Origin of the sequence: Comamonas avium (genome assembly GCF_014836675.1) — a bacterium.
In the GTDB taxonomy this organism is placed as follows: Bacteria; Pseudomonadota; Gammaproteobacteria; order Burkholderiales; family Burkholderiaceae_C; genus Comamonas; species Comamonas avium.
In genome coordinates, this window is the sequence record NZ_JACSQK010000012.1 from 25,853 (window position 1) to 40,567 (window position 14,715).

Annotated in this window: 15 protein-coding genes; 5 read left to right on the forward strand and 10 right to left on the reverse strand. The window is 56.7% G+C overall.

Annotated features, from left to right (window positions below; all coding sequences use genetic code 11):
• Positions 1–45 precede the first annotated feature (45 nt).
• Positions 46–1,527: a transglycosylase SLT domain-containing protein gene (locus tag H9646_RS17930; RefSeq protein ID WP_191724795.1), complete on the reverse strand. Its 1,482-nt coding sequence runs from the start codon at positions 1,525–1,527 to the stop codon at positions 46–48.
• Positions 1,527–2,300 (reverse strand): hydroxyacylglutathione hydrolase, encoded by a 774-nt coding sequence (gene gloB, locus H9646_RS17935; protein ID WP_191724764.1) that lies wholly within the window; start codon positions 2,298–2,300, stop codon positions 1,527–1,529. The genes H9646_RS17930 and gloB overlap by 1 nt, the downstream gene beginning before the upstream one ends.
• On the opposite strand from gloB, the gene H9646_RS17940 reads away from it, so the two are divergent.
• Together H9646_RS17940 and rnhA are read left to right on the forward strand one after the other, a co-directional pair.
• On the forward strand, positions 2,299–3,072 hold the full coding sequence (locus H9646_RS17940; RefSeq protein ID WP_225214320.1) for a class I SAM-dependent methyltransferase: 774 nt from the start codon (positions 2,299–2,301) through the stop codon (positions 3,070–3,072). The genes gloB and H9646_RS17940 overlap by 2 nt on opposite strands.
• On the forward strand, positions 3,069–3,518 hold the full coding sequence (rnhA, locus tag H9646_RS17945; RefSeq protein WP_191724765.1) for a ribonuclease HI: 450 nt from the start codon (positions 3,069–3,071) through the stop codon (positions 3,516–3,518). The genes H9646_RS17940 and rnhA overlap by 4 nt, the downstream gene beginning before the upstream one ends.
• A gap of 393 nt (positions 3,519–3,911) precedes the next feature.
• On the opposite strand, the gene H9646_RS17950 is transcribed toward rnhA, so the two are convergent.
• The 8 genes from H9646_RS17950 to H9646_RS17985 all read right to left on the reverse strand — a co-directional run bounded on the left by H9646_RS17950 (position 3,912) and on the right by H9646_RS17985 (position 11,166).
• Positions 3,912–5,315, reverse strand: coding sequence for a sensor histidine kinase (locus H9646_RS17950; RefSeq protein WP_191724766.1), 1,404 nt, complete (start codon positions 5,313–5,315; stop codon positions 3,912–3,914).
• Positions 5,299–5,991, reverse strand: coding sequence for a response regulator transcription factor (locus tag H9646_RS17955; protein WP_191724767.1), 693 nt, complete (start codon positions 5,989–5,991; stop codon positions 5,299–5,301). The genes H9646_RS17950 and H9646_RS17955 overlap by 17 nt, the downstream gene beginning before the upstream one ends.
• A 60-nt stretch (positions 5,992–6,051) precedes the next feature.
• Positions 6,052–7,554, reverse strand: a complete 1,503-nt coding sequence (locus H9646_RS17960; RefSeq protein ID WP_191724768.1) for a tripartite tricarboxylate transporter permease — start codon at positions 7,552–7,554, stop codon at positions 6,052–6,054.
• 3 nt (positions 7,555–7,557) lie between these two features.
• Positions 7,558–7,998: a tripartite tricarboxylate transporter TctB family protein gene (locus tag H9646_RS17965; protein WP_191724769.1), complete on the reverse strand. Its 441-nt coding sequence runs from the start codon at positions 7,996–7,998 to the stop codon at positions 7,558–7,560.
• A gap of 270 nt (positions 7,999–8,268) precedes the next feature.
• The gene (locus H9646_RS17970) at positions 8,269–8,592 is read right to left on the reverse strand and encodes a thioredoxin family protein (protein ID WP_191724770.1); all 324 of its coding nucleotides are present in this window, start codon (positions 8,590–8,592) and stop codon (positions 8,269–8,271) included.
• A 67-nt stretch (positions 8,593–8,659) separates the two neighbouring features.
• Complete coding sequence (mobA, locus tag H9646_RS17975; RefSeq protein WP_191724771.1) at positions 8,660–9,295, reverse strand: molybdenum cofactor guanylyltransferase MobA; 636 nt, start codon at positions 9,293–9,295, stop codon at positions 8,660–8,662.
• Positions 9,296–9,353: 58 nt separating this feature from the next.
• The gene (gene moaA, locus H9646_RS17980; protein WP_191724772.1) at positions 9,354–10,490 is read right to left on the reverse strand and encodes a GTP 3',8-cyclase MoaA; all 1,137 of its coding nucleotides are present in this window, start codon (positions 10,488–10,490) and stop codon (positions 9,354–9,356) included.
• A 79-nt stretch (positions 10,491–10,569) separates the two neighbouring features.
• Positions 10,570–11,166, reverse strand: a complete 597-nt coding sequence (locus H9646_RS17985) for a DUF2889 domain-containing protein (protein ID WP_191724773.1) — start codon at positions 11,164–11,166, stop codon at positions 10,570–10,572.
• A 277-nt stretch (positions 11,167–11,443) separates the two neighbouring features.
• Here H9646_RS17985 and H9646_RS17990 point away from each other — a divergent pair, with 277 nt between their 5' ends.
• The 3 genes from H9646_RS17990 (at position 11,444) to H9646_RS18690 (ending at position 14,518) form a co-directional block, all read left to right on the forward strand.
• Complete coding sequence (locus H9646_RS17990; protein WP_191724774.1) at positions 11,444–11,971, forward strand: Mpo1 family 2-hydroxy fatty acid dioxygenase; 528 nt, start codon at positions 11,444–11,446, stop codon at positions 11,969–11,971.
• Positions 11,972–12,088: 117 nt separating this feature from the next.
• Positions 12,089–12,619 carry an inorganic diphosphatase gene (gene ppa, locus H9646_RS17995; RefSeq protein ID WP_191724775.1) on the forward strand — a complete coding sequence of 177 codons (531 nt, stop codon included), beginning with the start codon at positions 12,089–12,091 and terminating at the stop codon, positions 12,617–12,619.
• A 132-nt stretch (positions 12,620–12,751) separates the two neighbouring features.
• Positions 12,752–14,518: a methyl-accepting chemotaxis protein gene (locus H9646_RS18690; RefSeq protein ID WP_191724776.1), complete on the forward strand. Its 1,767-nt coding sequence runs from the start codon at positions 12,752–12,754 to the stop codon at positions 14,516–14,518.
• The last annotated feature ends 197 nt before the right edge of the window (positions 14,519–14,715 follow it).

Here is a 14,715-nt window from a genome sequence, read left to right on the forward strand (position 1 = left end):
TGCAGGGCGTTTTGCTTGGGTCCATCAGCAATCAGAAATGGGCGATCAACGCTTTTTCTTGGTGGGTGTGCCACCTTTGCTTTTCTGGGTCACTTTGGCCGGTGCCGCTTTCTGAGTGCCTGCGGTGCGCACTTTCTTGGTAGGTGTGGCCTTTTTGGCGCTGGCACCTGCGGCCGAGACTCTGACTGTTTTATAGATATCCAGCGACTGGCCTGCACGCAGCTTGGACGAGATGGACATGTCGTTCCAGCGCGCCAGATTGGCAGCCGAGACACCATTGCGGCTTGCCACCTTGGCCATGGTGTCACCCTTGCGAACTTTGACGGGTGTGCGGCGCGTGACTTCGGTAATTTCGGGGGCCAGCGCCAGTTTGCCGTTGTCGGCAATGTGGGTGGCAACGTCACTTTGGTGTTGGGATGTGCGTGGCACCATCAAGGCCGAACCTGCCTTGATCATCATGCGTGGAGGAATGCGGTTGACGCTGCGTAAATCGGCTTCGCTCATGCCCACGCGCTGGGCTGCGTTGGCCACGGTCATGGTGCTGGGGGCGATCCACACCGTCCAGCTGGCGTATTGGCCGTCGTGGTAGGCAGCCAGATTGCGCTGAAACACCTTGGCGTTGTCCCAGGGCAGCAAAATTTGAGTGACGCCGGCTGCAAAAATGGTGGGGCGGTGAAACGAGGGGTTCAGCGCCTTGAAGTCATCCAGGCGCACGTCTGCCAGGCGGGCCACCAGCTCTACGTCCACATCGCGCTTGATTTCTACGGCCTGAAAGTACGGGTGGTTTTCAATGTTGGGCAGCTCAATCTTGAATTTTTCAGGATTGGCAATGATGTTCTTGACCGCCTGCAATTTGGGGACGTAATTGCGGGTTTCGTTGGGCATGGTCAGGTCGGTATAGCTGGTGCCCATGCTCTGGCGTTCATTGCGCTTGATGGCGCGGCCCACGCTGCCTTCGCCCCAGTTGTAGGCGGCCAGGGCCAGATGCCAGTCGCCAAACATGCGGTGCAGCTTTTCCAGGTAATCCAGTGCAGCCTTGGTGGACGCCAGTACATCGCGGCGGTCATCGCGGAAAGCGTTTTGTGTCAGCTCGAAGTACGAGCCTGTTGCAGGCATAAATTGCCACATGCCTGCCGCTTTGGCGCTGGAGACGGCTTGGGGATTGAAGGCACTTTCGATGTAGGGCAGCAGCGCCAGCTCTGTGGGCATGTTGCGCTGCTCCAGCTCTTCCACGATGTGATAGAGGTATTTGCTCGAGCGCGTGGTCATGCGGTCGATGTAATCCGGGCGGCTGCCATACCACTGCTCCTGGACATCGACCAGCTCGTGCTGCAGATCGGGAATGGCAAAGCCTTTGCGGATGCGTTCCCACAGATCGTTATTCGACTCCAGCGACGTAACGTGGGACGACAGGGGACGCGCTTGGGTAATGGGTTTGAGCGGGCCATCTACGGAGTTGGACGGCGATGTCGCACAACCGGCGAGCCAAACCACGCTGAAGGCAACAAGAAGGTGGCGCAAGTTCATCAAAATGCGTTTTTCCATTCACGCAGCGCTGCAAAAACGCTGGCGGGGTTTTGGGAGATTAAGTCAGGACGAAAGCTTTGTGCGCTGTGCACAACCTCTATAACGTCGCAACGCAGAAAAGGGTTGATTGCTAATTCTTGCGCCAGCAAAGACGGTAGCGTAGGACGCTGTTGCTGGCGCAGGGTTTCGCAATGCGCGCGGTATTGGAGCAAAGCAGTGTTGCTAGGTTCCACGGTGCACGCAAATTTCAGATTACTCAGAGTGTATTCGTGGGCGCAAGCCACTCGGGTGTTGCCCGGTAAGCGTGCCAGCAGTTGCAGTGACGCGTGCATCTGCTCGGGGGTGCCTTCAAACAAACGGCCGCATCCCCCGGAAAACAGGGTGTCACCACAAAACAAAATGGGCCCACCTTCTGCGTCTGCGCTGTACCACGCAATATGGCCTGCGGTGTGACCGGGCACCTCCAGCACCTGCCACGTCAGACCAAGAAGAGACAGTGTGGTGGATGCATCGACACGTGTGACGGGTTCAGGCAGTGTCTCAAAAGCGGGGCCATACACTGCAGCACCTGTGGCGGTGCGCAATGCGTCAACACCACCGACATGGTCAGCGTGGTGATGGGTCACTAGAATGGCCTGCAGTTGCAGACCATGGGTTTGCAAGGCCGCTTGAACGGGCGCAGCGTCGCCGGGATCAACCACCAAGGCTTGTCTGCCGTTGTGCAGCAGCCAGATGTAATTGTCAGAAAACGCAGGCAACGGCAACAGGTTCATGAAAGAGAAAACTGAAGTGCACCATCCGTGGATGGCAAAGGCTTTTGGCCGCTACCTGCTCGAGTGGGAGCAGCAGCGGTGCGACGAGGCGGTGGCGGACATTTTCGGCTATCACAGCCTGCAATTGGGATTGCCCATGCTGCAGGCATTGCGAAACAACCGAATGCCACACCAGTGGGTGTCCGCGCCCGGCTGTGATTTAAACCTTGATCGCACGGCTTGCCAAGCGCCGCAAGGTGTCCAACTGTGTTGTGCGCCCGAGGCGCTGCCGTTTTCTGAGTCCAGTCTGGACCTGCTGGTCATGCCGCACACCCTGGAGCTGTGCCAGGACCCGCATGCTGCGTTGCGTGAAGCCGTGCGGGTGCTGGTGCCTGAAGGGCGCTTGCTGCTGTTTGGGCTCAATCCCTACAGCTTATGGGGCGTACAGCATAGGCTGGAGCGCGTGCAGGCCCCGAGTCTGAATGCATGGCGGGGTCTGCCTTACTGGCGTGTGCGCGACTGGATGCAAGTGCTGGCCATGGATGTAGTGGCCGCGGACTTTGGCTGCCATGTGCCCGCAGTGGACGAGCAGGTGTGGCTGGAGCGGTGGCGCTGGATGGATAAGCTGGGCAACAAGGCATGGCCTGTTCTGGGCGGTGCATACTGCGTGCTGGCTGTGAAAAAGGTGCATGGCATGCGGCTGATGGAGCCTGCGTGGCGCAAGCACAAAGCGCCCGCACAGGCTGCCCCTGCAGCCGCTTGCCAGCAGGCGCCGCAAAGGAAAGAAATTTGAACCAGGTTGTGATTTATACGGACGGGGCCTGCAAGGGCAACCCGGGCCCCGGAGGGTGGGGGGTGCTGCTGCAAGCGGGCCCTCACATCAAAGAAATGTTTGGTGGCGAACGCGAGACGACCAACAACCGCATGGAGCTGCAAGCCGTGATTGAAGCGCTGCGGGCTTTGAAGCGGCCTTGTGATGTGACCCTGTTTCTGGACAGTGAATACGTGCGCAAAGGCATTACTGAATGGGTGCATGGCTGGAAAGCCCGCGGCTGGAAAACAGCGGCCAAGCAGCCTGTGAAGAACGCAGAGCTGTGGCAGGAGCTGGATACCCTGGTGGCCACTGCAGGCCATCGCATCGAATGGCGCTGGGTGAAGGGCCACGCTGGTGATCCGGGCAATGAGCGTGCCGACGAGCTGGCGAACAAGGGCGTAGACAAAGCCCTGGGCCGCATCTAAAACAATTGGGAGCCGTTCACAGCACCTCAGCGCCGATTGTTGTCAGGGTGTGCTGCACGACTTATGCCGCCTGCGGTTTGAGGCCTCGTGGCCAGCGCAAACCTTGTGGCTGCTGGGTGATGGCTGTCGGCGCCCAAGCTGTGTGAATTTGCATAAAGCGCTGCTACAACTAGCTGATGTATAAAAAAAATAGCTACTAATGCTTACTGAATAAGGACTTCAGATACTCTTGTATCTGAAGTCCTTTGTTTGTAAGCGCTAACAGCTATTAAATTAATTAAACCACCACTCGCGCAACCCTTGATGCGCCATTGCCTTGCCTGGTTGCACGGCTGGTACTGTCTGAGGCGTTGGGTCTCGCCGCTAGCGCCCATCGTTGCTTGGGCTGAGGAATTAGTCGCTATCCACACGTGGTGTATGCGGTAGCTCCAGCACGGTCTGCAGCCCGGGCGCAGCGTTGCTCCATGAGATGCTCCCCCGGTGCAGGCGTGCAATCGCTCGCACACTGGCCAGACCAATGCCATGGCCGGGCAACTGCTGGTGGCTGCTGGCACGAAAGAAGTGCTGGCCGATGCGTGCCAGCGCCTCGGCGGGCACGCCGTGGCCATGGTCGCGCAGTTGCAGCGTGACAAGGCCTTCGTGGGCCTTGAGGGTAATGTCCAGTTGCAGTGCACTGTCGCCCGCACCGTATTTGAGAAAGTTGTCCAGCACGTTGGACAGGGCGTTGGCCAGCAGGTGCGAGTCACCCATGATCCACGCATGGCGCTGCAGATCGGTATGCAGCTGGGCCTGGCGGTCTTTAAACAGGGGCTCGTAAAACTCCAGTACTTCTTGCAGCACGGTGTGCAGGTTGATGCGTTCAAAGCGCTGCTGGGCCACGCCCGATTCCACCTCGGCCAGCAGCAGCATCTTGACAAACAGGCGGCTCAGTTGCTGCAGCTCTTCTTGCGCCAGCTCCAGTTGCGCCTGACGCAAAGACTCTGGTGCATCCATGGCCGCCTGCACGTGGTGCAGGGTGCGGTTGAGCGGGGTGCGCAGGTTGTGCGCCACCATGTTGGAGACGTGGCGTATGCCGTGCACCAGTTGCTCGAGCTGCTCGAGCATGGTGTTGATGTCCTGCTCGAGCAGGCTGAACTCATCACTGCGGCGGCTTTGCGGCAGGCGAAAGTGCAGGTTGCCCTGACCTGCCTGGCGCATGGCGCGGCGCAGCTCACCTGCGCGCTGGTCCATCAGCCGGCGAAAGGCGACCGCTGCCGCCAGCGACAGCACCAGCGCCAAGGCCAGCGCCGCACCCGTGGCTTTGAGGTAGCGGTTGCGAATGTCAGTCAGCGGCAGCACATCGCTGCCCGCCAGCAAGAAAAGGTTGCCACCCAGAGCGTGCACCTGCACGCGAGCGGTCAGGCTGCGGTTTTCTTGCTCAAACAGCACGTCCTGCAGCTCGGCGCCGGGTTTGACGGTGTGCATGCTGGCGACGGCGTTGCCGGCCAACACTTTGCCGTGCACGTCTTGGAACACCAGTACCTCGCTTTGGCTGTCGATGCCGTCGCCCAGCAGCATGTCAATTTCGCGGCGCAGGCCCTCATCGCCTTGCTGGGTGTGGATGTTGAGCAGGCGCTTGCTGGTGCGCAGGGCGTAGTCATCGAGTTGCTGGCTGGCCGTGCCCACGATTTCGACGTAGTACACAGTGAAGGTGCCCGCCAAAATGCCCAGCACCAGAATGCAAAAGCACAGAGCCAAGCGAAAAGAGCTCGATTGCCAGGCGCGTGGCAACCAGCCTGATTTAGGGGGCTGGGGCATGAATGCTGTAGCCCTTGCCGCGCACGGTACGGATCAGAGAGGATGCGCCTTTTTCATCAATCTTCTGGCGCAGATGGCTGATGTGTACATCAATGATGTTGGTCTCTGGCTGAAAGTCATATTCCCAGACATTTTCCAGCACCATGCTGCGTGTGACGGTTTGGCCGGCATTTTTAATCAAATAGGCCAGCAGCTTGAATTCACGCGGATTCAGAATGATTTTCTCTTCGCCGCGATAGGCTGTATGCGTCAGTAAATCAATATGCAAATTACCAATTTGCATGGTGTGTACAGCGGGGGCATGGAGGTGATTGCTGCGGCGAATGACGGCTTCAATCCTTGCCTCTAATTCATCAATGAAAAATGGTTTGGGTAAATAGTCATCGGCTCCAGCCTTTAAACACCGAATGCGTTCATCGGTTTTTTCTAAGGCACTGACAATAATTACGGGCGTGGTATTACCCAGTGCGCGCAGTGCTTTTAAGATGTCAATGCCATCTACATCCAGGGGCAGCATGCGGTCTAAAAGCACGCAATCCCATTTTTGAGATAGCGCGGTTTTCAATCCAGCGCTGCCATCGGTAATATGGGTGAGCTGGTAATTAGATTTTTCCAGATTGCTGCTGATATATGCAGCAATACCAGAATCATCTTCAATTAATAAAATATGTTTCATTCAGAAAAATAATCCCTGGGCATGAAGTGCCGCAGGGATTATTTTAGAAAGTTATGCAGCTTATGGGATGTGTCTTCTACGTAGCGAGCGCTGCAAAAACTTGAACATCGTCCAGCTCAGCATCAGCACCGTGATGGCCAGCAGCGTAGCGCTGATGGGGCGGTCTACAAAGATGGAGGGGTCACCGCGCGACAGCAGCAGGGCGCGGCGCAGGTTCTCTTCCACCATCGGCCCCAGAATGTAGCCCAGCAGCAGGGGGGCCGCTTCAAACCGCAGCAGCATGAACAGGTAACCCACCACACCCAGCACCGCCACCATGTAAATGTCAAAGTGGTTGTTGTTGACGCTGTACACGCCGAGCGCCACAAAGACCAAAATGGCAGGGTACAGCCAGGTGAAGGGAATGCGCAGCAGCGACACCCAGATCCCGATGGTGGGAATGTTCAGCAGCACCAGCATGATGTTGCCAATGAAGAAACTCACCACCAGTCCCCAGAACATTTCAGGCTGCTCATTGATCAGCATGGGGCCGGGCTGAATGCCGTGAATGATCAGCGCACCGAGCATGATGGCCATTACCGCATCACCCGGAATGCCCAGAGACAGCGACGGCACAAACGCGGTCTGTGCAGCGGCATTGTTGGCCGACTCCGGTGCAGAAATACCTTGCACAGCGCCCTGGCCAAACTCAGCGGGGTTCTTGGCCACCTTTTTCTCAATCGCATACGCCATGAAGGCAGCAATCGACGGGCCTACGCCTGGCAGTGCCCCCAGTGCAGAACCCAGTGCCGAGCCACGCAGCATGGCCGGGTAGGAGCGGTTCATCTCTTGCTTGGTAGGGATCATGGAGCGCAAAGTCACCTTCTCGATTTTTTGCGTCTCGTCCTGACCGTGAATGCCACGCACCACTTCGGCCACGCCAAACAGGCCCATGGCCAGAGCCACCAGATTGATGCCGTCCATCAGCTCTGGAATGTCCATGGTAAAGCGTGCAGCGCCAGAGTTCACGTCGGTGCCCACCATGCCCAGCAACACACCCATGACCACCATGGCCAAGCCCTTGATGGGCGAGCCTGTGCCCATGGATGAGGCTGCCACCAGGCCCATGACCATCATGGAAAACAGCTCAGCGGGGCCGAACTTCAGGCCCACTTCGGCAATTGCTGGCGAGAACAGCACCAGCAACACCAGGCCAATCATGGCGCCAAACAGTGAGGCAATGGTGGTGATGAACAGCGCAATCCCGGCTTTGCCTTTGCGTGCCATCGGGTAGCCGTCCAGACAGGTGACGGCGGAGGCCGGTCCACCGGGCAGGTTCATCAAGATGGAGGCCGTGGAGCCCCCGTACTGGGCACCGTAGTACACCCCGGCCAGCATCACGATGGCGGCAGTGGGTGACATGTGGTACGTCATGGGCAGCAGCAGCGAGATGGCCGCCAGCGCACCAATGCCAGGCAGCACGCCCACTGCGGTGCCTAAGAACACGCCAAAAAAGCAGTACCAGAGAATGGTGGGGTCTGATGCGACCTGAAACCCCAGCAACAGGTTGTCAAATAATTCCATTTTTTACAGCGTCGGGAACAGTGAGACAGACATTTCCAAACCTGCAATAAAAATCAGGCAGGTAATAACTGCGATGGAAATGGCAATGATGCCGCGGACACCAAAATGCATGCGTTTAGGAATGCTGGCAATCAAGACCGAAATAATGGTGCTCAAAAACACACCCAGCGTATTGAGTATGAAAGCAAAGACGACCAGAGACACCGTTGCTGCCAGCAAACTGTCCCAGTGCACCTCAATGCGTTCGCCTTTTCGGAAAAAGGCGGGAATCATGATCAAAACACCCAGGATAAATAAAATCCATCCTAAAACCACCGGCATATAGCCCGGTCCCATGCGACTGGCAGTCCCAAAGTTGTAGTTGGTTCCCACAAGGGCGAAAAATAGCCCCACGATGCTGACAAAAATGCCAGCCAATATGTCTCTCAAATCTCTATTTAGCATTCCACCTCCATTGCTTAGAGGGGGTGATTGTTATTTTTATGGATGTGGCGAACGCTTGTGATACTACGTACGAGTCTGTTTGTTAACTCAAGTTAATCTCAATTATTAAATTAAATTAGCTTTTCACCGATAACACCGTGATTTCATTGAATTGATTGACCTGATTTAATGCCTGACTGCTGAAGCACTGCAATGGTGTACAAAAAATAATGTGCAACCCATAAAAAAAGAGGCTCTATATAGAGCCTCTGCTTTGAGGGGGAAATATGGCTAGATCGCCACAGGAAGTTGTTCTTCGACTTCCTGTATGGACTGGGGGCGTGTGGTGCGACCAATTTCCTGGCCGTTGCGCAGGACCACCAGCGTGGGCCACAGCTTGACCTTGAAGTGGCGCCCTAGCTTACGGCCGGGGCCGTCTTCGATTTTGATGTGCGTGATATCGCGCCTGTCTTGCAGGGCGCCACGGAAGACAGGCTGCGCGGCCTGGCAGTGCGGGCACCAGTCCACGCCAAATTCCACCGCCACGGTGCCGGGTAAATCGGCCAGGTCTTCCGGTGCGGGGGCCGGGTCGGTGAAAGCGGTCGCAAAAGCCATGGAAGTCTCCTGTTGTTCGTGTTGGCAGTGTGTCAGTGCAGGGGGAGGCTGCAGCGGACTATGATTGTCAATCTAAAGCCGTTTGCCCCTGCAGCATGTGCAATTCTTGCAAAGTGTTGGCGTTGGCAAAAGCCTGTGCATCATCGCTGGCTTGATCAAAGCGACACAGCGCGTGGGGGTGTTGCTGCGTCCAGGTGTCAATCTTGCTGCCGCCTTCTTGCACAAAGGTTTGCAGACTGGGCAGCAGGTTGCGGTGCAGCAATGCAAATACCGGCTGGGGGCGCACGCTGACTGCGCCGTCACGGCCCGCTTGCGGGCCTGCCGCAAGAACGATGGTGGCCTGCGCATGCACTGCTGCTTGGGCCATGCGCTGGGCCAGGTCCAGAGGAAAGCAAGGGCTGTCGCAAGGCACGGTGAGCAGCCATGGTGTGCTGCAGTAAGTCAGGCCTGTCAAAAAACCGGCCAAGGGGCCGGCATAGCCCGGCAGTACATCTGCATGTACGGGGACGCCAAAGCTTTGGTAGGTATCCAGGTGGCGGTTGGCGTTCAGCATGCAGGGCCCAACCTGGGGCTGCAAGCGCTGTAAAGCGTGCAGGGCCAGTGGCTGGCCCTGGAAGGTCTGCAAGCCTTTGTCCACACCACCCATGCGGCTGCCACGGCCACCCGCCAGTACCAGGCCGGTGATGTCTTGTGAAAAAATCATGTTGCTGTGTGCCTCGGACGCTTTAAACAGGCACAAAGTATGGCGTGAGAAATCGGGCTTATCCGCCGATGTAGCTCATTTCCACACGTTTACGCCCTTGTGCCGATTCTGCGGGCAGGCTGGCGCGCAGCTCAGAGTAGCGGTCAGTGCGCTGCCCCCAGATGTGGGCAATCGCGTTGCTGATGGTTGCGTCATCTGCATCGGTGCGCAGCAATTGGCGCAAATCCCAGCCTTTGTCTGCAAACAGGCACAGGTACAGACGGCCTTCGGTTGACAGGCGTGCACGGCTGCAGTCACCGCAAAACGCCTGGGTCACGCTGCTGATGACACCGATTTCGCCCAGCGATGCATCGTGTTTGCCGTCAGCACCTGCGTAGCCCCAGCGCTTGGCGGTTTCACCAAGCGAAGTCGGCTCCAGCTGTACCAGTGGCATTTCGGCGTGCAGCAGTTTGACGACTTCGGCAGAGGGCAAAACTTCGTCCATGCACCAGCCATTGGTGGCACCGACGTCCATGTATTCGATAAAGCGCAGCGTCACGCCGGAGCCCCGGAAATGGCGCGCCATGGGCAGGATTTGATCGACGTTGGTGCTGCGCTTGACCACCATGTTGACCTTGATGTCAGACAGGCCCGCTTCGCGCGCAGCGTCAATGCCGTCCAGCACATCTGCCACGGGAAAATCCACATCGTTCATGCTGCGAAAGATGGCATCGTCCAGTCCATCCAGACTGACTGTGACGCGTTTGAGGCCTGCCTTTTTGAGTTGCAGGGCCTTGCGCCGCAAAAGAGATCCATTGGTGGTGAGCGTGATGTCTAGCGCATCACCTTCAGGGGTGCGCAGTGCTGCCAGCTGGGCAATCAGTCGATCCAGATCTTTGCGCAGCAGGGGCTCGCCCCCTGTCAGGCGCAACTTGCGCACACCATGGGCCGTAAAGAGGCGCGCCAGGCGGGTAATTTCTTCAAAACTGAGCAGTGCCTGGTGTGGCAGGTAAGGGTAATCTTTGCTAAAGACATCCTTGGGCATGCAATACGCACAGCGGAAATTGCAGCGGTCTGTGACGCTGATGCGCAAATCGTGCAAAGGCCGCGCACGCTGATCCAGCAAGTGCCCACTAGGAGTACTTGGCAGTGTGTTTAACGGCGCTTGAAGAACTCCATACCTTTGTTCAACCAAAGGGATTATGCGATCAACCATAGGAGCGAGATTGTGCCCCAAGGCGGGCAGCAATGCTGCCTGCGGGGATTGCTAAATGGTGCGTAGCGCAGGATGGTGCTTATTTTTCTGTACTTGCAATGGCCTGCGGGGCAAGGGCTGGGCCTTTGCCATCTGGAATGTGCCAACCAGCAAACTGCGGGTAGTACTGCATGACGGCGGGGCCATTAAAACTCCAGCCTGTACAGCGCCCCAGGTAAGCCGGGGGCTGGTCAGGGGTGGTGCTGAAGGCCGAGACAATGCTCTGGAATGTGGCTGTGGCCATGTTGTTGAGCAACTCGCGCATGTGGGTGCAGCCCGTGATGCCCGCCAAATTGGTTTCGATGGCCTTGCGCCATCCACGGGCCATGCTGCAGCCCACCATGCGCTGCATGGCATCCAGTGCCGCTGGGCAGCCTTGTACAGGGTGGGCTTGCATGGTGGCCTCAATCGCTTGCACCACCAGCTTTGTGTTGACGGTGACTCGAATCAGCATATGGTGGATGGGGTCACCGGCTTTGCGAATCCCTTCGCCATTGGGGCGTGGCAAGTCGATGGCTTTGGTATCCAGCAGCTCGGCTTCGATGTCCCACAAGCCATCTTCACGTTCAAAGCTGCGGTAATTAACTTGGCGAATGTGCTGAGGGGTGCGTGCGATAGTGGGCTGAGACAGGGGCATATGCTTTTATTTCTAGAGCTGCCAGTGCTTATCTATCCAGCACTTTGCAAGTGCAATGGCTGGCTAAATTTGGCGCTGACTTGGTGGTCACGCAATTGTGATCAGGTGCGCCGCAGGTGTCAGTCGCATAAATTACGGTTTCTAGGTTTTTAATTGGCTTGGGTCTCTTGATTTATAAGCGTTGGCAGCTATTGATTTTGTATAGGGCAAGCCCTGTAGACAGGTTGTGGCTGGCGATTGACCATGCAATGGTCTTAGCTGTGCTTCGGAGGCCTTGATGAAAACTTTGGTCGATCAACTCTCTCAGTACGCGGCTTACCACCGCGACGGGCGCAACATCCTCACGCATTTTGTGGGGGTACCCATGATTTTGTTTGCCGTTGTCATCTTGCTGTCGCGCCCCGCGTGGGTGCTGGGTGACAGCGGCATGGTCATCAGCCCCGCCGTGCTGGCGGCGCTGGCTGCCTCGGTGTATTACATGTTGCTGGATACACGCTATGGCATTGCGCTGGCTGTCGTGCTGGGACTGATGCTCTCGGTGAGTGTATGGCTGGCAGCACAAAGCACAGGCCTGTGGCTGGCGTGGGGTGCTGGACTGTTTATTGTGGGCTGGGTGATTCAGTTTGTGGGCCACTACTGGGAAGGCCGCAAACCCGCTTTTATGGACGATGTTGTGGGTTTACTGATTGGCCCGCTCTTCGTTCTGGCCGAAATGGGCTTTGTTCTGGGGTTGCGCAAAGAGGTGCAGCACGCCATTGAGCAGCGCTCAGGCCCCGTGCGCCATACCGCCAGTGCTGCCTTGTAAGCTGAGCGTTGCGCGGATATTCATGGGGTTTGAAAGAAGCGAGCAAGGGCATGGCTCTAAAATCGTCAGGTTTTCCCTCTAACGGGAATGTTCCGTTTCACAACCTGACTAACCACCATGTCCTTCGAAAAACTGACTCCTGGCAAGAACGCCCCCGAAACTTTCAATGTCGTGATCGAGATTGCCGCCAACTCCGACCCTGTGAAGTACGAAGTGGACAAAGAATCGGGCTGCGTGTTTGTGGACCGTTTCATGGGCACCGCCATGCACTACCCCGTGAACTACGGTTATGTGCCCCAGACTTTGGCGGGTGACGGTGACCCCGTGGACGTGCTGGTCATGACTCCCTTCCCATTGCCTACAGGCGTGGTCGTGCCTTGCCGTGCTATCGGCATTTTGCTGATGGAAGACGACGGTGGCGTAGACGGCAAGGTGCTGGCAGTGCCCACCAAGAAGATTTTGCCTGCCTACGACAAGATTGAAACTCTGGCCGACGTGCATGAGCTGACCCTGAACCAAATCCAGCACTTCTTCGAACACTACAAGGATCTGGAAAAGGGCAAGTGGGTGAAGATCCAAGGCTGGAAGGGCATTGATGAAGCCAAGAAGGAAATCACGGACGGCATCGCTAACTACAACAAGGCTTAAAAAAATGCTTTGGTGAAACGCTTGTTTTGCCGATTTATTTTCAAAACTCTGTAAATCTTTGTTAATGTGCAGGTCCTATCGCGGGGCCTGCATTTTTTTTTGCCTGCCTCGCCAGACTTTCAGGGAGAAGAAATGTTTTTGGCGAATATGCGCATGGCTTCTAAAGTGGGCCTTGGCTTTGCGTTGGTAACTTGCCTGACACTGGCTTTAGGTTCCATTTCTCTGTGGCAGATGCGTCAGATGGATGCCAGCACACAAGCTGTTGTGCAGCATGCGATGCCCAGCGTGGTGGACGTCGGGAACCTGCGGACTTTGTGGAATCGATTGCGCCGCGCTGAGGCAGGTATTTTGAATGTGAACAGCGTGGCAGAAGTAGAAGGCTACGTTGCGCAGATTCAGAAAATTCTGGAAGAGATTCAAGCCAACGAGCGCAGCTTTGAAGCGTTGCAGCGAGATGCGCAAGAGCGACAGCTGATGGAGCACTATCAGAAATTACGCCAGCAATTTCTGGCGGAGCAACAGAATTTTCTAAAGCTGGCGCGTGACAAAGACTACAGCGTGCAGGATGGCGATCTGTTGCTGGGCGATGCAGTGACCAATTTTTATGTAGGCACCGCGGAGCCCATTTTTGTTCCGTTGGTAGAAGGGCTGGGTCAACTGGCTGCGCTCAGTCGTGCGCATGCAGATACAGCCAAACAAGATGTGACCCGCAGCTTTCAGTTTGCCGTGGTCTGGGTGCTGGCGGGAATGGTGCTCAGTGCAGTGGTAGCCGCAGTCTTGGGCTGGCTGATTGCCCGTGCCGTGACCGTGCCCGCCAAGCAGGCAGTGCGTGCTGCACGCAGTATTTCTGAAGGCGACCTTACCCAAGAAATTCCTCTGGGTGGACGCGATGAGATGGGCGGCTTGCTGCAGGAGCTGGCCACCATGCGCAATAACCTGGAGAGGGTGGTGAGCCGTGTCCGCAGCAATGCGGATGGTGTCGCCATGTCCAGTGAGCAGATTGCGATGGGCAATACGGATTTATCCAGCCGCACCGAAGAGCAGGCCAGCGCCCTGCAACAGACGGCGGCTTCGATGGAGCAAATGTCTTCTACGGTGCGCCATAACGCGGACAGCGCCTTGCAGGCCAACCAATTGGCGATCAATGCGTCAACGGTGGCTGCGCGTGGCGGCGTGGTGGTCGGGCAGGTGGTGAGCACCATTAAGGACATTGATACCAGCAGCCAAAAAATTGCAGACATTATTGGTGTGATTGACAGCATTGCCTTTCAAACCAACATCTTGGCGCTGAACGCCGCTGTGGAAGCGGCACGTGCCGGAGAGCAGGGGCGTGGTTTTGCCGTGGTGGCTGGCGAGGTCCGAGCCCTGGCAGGGCGCAGCGCTGATGCCGCCAAGGAGATCAAGCATTTGATCGGTGAGAGCGTACAGCGCGTAGCGCAGGGCTCAAGCCTGGTCGCACAGGCGGGTGCAACCATGAACGAGGTGGTGACAGCCATTGGTCAAGTGTCTGATCTGGTGGGCGAAATCAGCGCAGCCAGCAAAGAGCAAAGCCAGGGAGTGGGTCAGGTCAGTGACGCTGTTGCGCAGATGGACCAGACCACGCAACAAAACGCGGCCTTGGTGGAAGAGAGCGCGGCAGCGGCCGAAGGGCTGAAGCGACAAGCCCAGGAACTGGTTGAGGCGGTCTCAAGCTTCAAGGTCAAGCAGACCTTTGCAGCAGCACCACTGGCCCCTGCTGCTGTGCACACCAAGTTGGAAGCGGTGGTGGCACAACCTGTCCGCGCTGACAGCAGCCCTTTGTCCAAGGCCAGTGCACAGCCTAAGTTGGCAGCGCAGCAGCCACAGAAAAGCCTCAATCAGATTTCTGCAAAAGAAGAAGAAAACTGGGAAACCTTCTGACGCATTAATTTCAGCAGTACAAAAAGAAACACCCCATTCCGTCGGCATGGGGTGTTTTTTTTTGTAGGTGCGGTGATGACATGTGGCGTGTTTATTGCTTCGCCAAGCAGAAGGTAGATGATTGGTAATTTTTTGTAATTGAAAATTTAATTAGGCTGTGCTGGCAAGGTCGATTCATTGGTCTATTTGCAGTGCAT

Bases quoted from the DNA above. Each gene is read 5' to 3' on its own strand.
- H9646_RS17930 (WP_191724795.1), bottom strand. From the start codon at position 1,527: ATGAACTTGCGCCACCTTCTTGTTGCCTTCAGCGTGGTTTGGCTCGCC.
- H9646_RS17940 (WP_225214320.1), top strand. From the start codon at position 2,299: ATGAAAGAGAAAACTGAAGTGCACCATCCGTGGATGGCAAAGGCTTTT.
- gloB (WP_191724764.1), bottom strand. From the start codon at position 2,300: ATGAACCTGTTGCCGTTGCCTGCGTTTTCTGACAATTACATCTGGCTG.
- H9646_RS17950 (WP_191724766.1), bottom strand. From the start codon at position 5,315: ATGCCCCAGCCCCCTAAATCAGGCTGGTTGCCACGCGCCTGGCAATCG.
- H9646_RS17955 (WP_191724767.1), bottom strand. From the start codon at position 5,991: ATGAAACATATTTTATTAATTGAAGATGATTCTGGTATTGCTGCATAT.
- H9646_RS17960 (WP_191724768.1), bottom strand. From the start codon at position 7,554: ATGGAATTATTTGACAACCTGTTGCTGGGGTTTCAGGTCGCATCAGAC.
- H9646_RS17965 (WP_191724769.1), bottom strand. From the start codon at position 7,998: ATGCTAAATAGAGATTTGAGAGACATATTGGCTGGCATTTTTGTCAGC.
- H9646_RS17970 (WP_191724770.1), bottom strand. From the start codon at position 8,592: ATGGCTTTTGCGACCGCTTTCACCGACCCGGCCCCCGCACCGGAAGAC.
- mobA (WP_191724771.1), bottom strand. From the start codon at position 9,295: ATGATTTTTTCACAAGACATCACCGGCCTGGTACTGGCGGGTGGCCGT.
- moaA (WP_191724772.1), bottom strand. From the start codon at position 10,490: ATGGTTGATCGCATAATCCCTTTGGTTGAACAAAGGTATGGAGTTCTT.
- H9646_RS17985 (WP_191724773.1), bottom strand. From the start codon at position 11,166: ATGCCCCTGTCTCAGCCCACTATCGCACGCACCCCTCAGCACATTCGC.
- H9646_RS17990 (WP_191724774.1), top strand. From the start codon at position 11,444: ATGAAAACTTTGGTCGATCAACTCTCTCAGTACGCGGCTTACCACCGC.
- ppa (WP_191724775.1), top strand. From the start codon at position 12,089: ATGTCCTTCGAAAAACTGACTCCTGGCAAGAACGCCCCCGAAACTTTC.
- H9646_RS18690 (WP_191724776.1), top strand. From the start codon at position 12,752: ATGTTTTTGGCGAATATGCGCATGGCTTCTAAAGTGGGCCTTGGCTTT.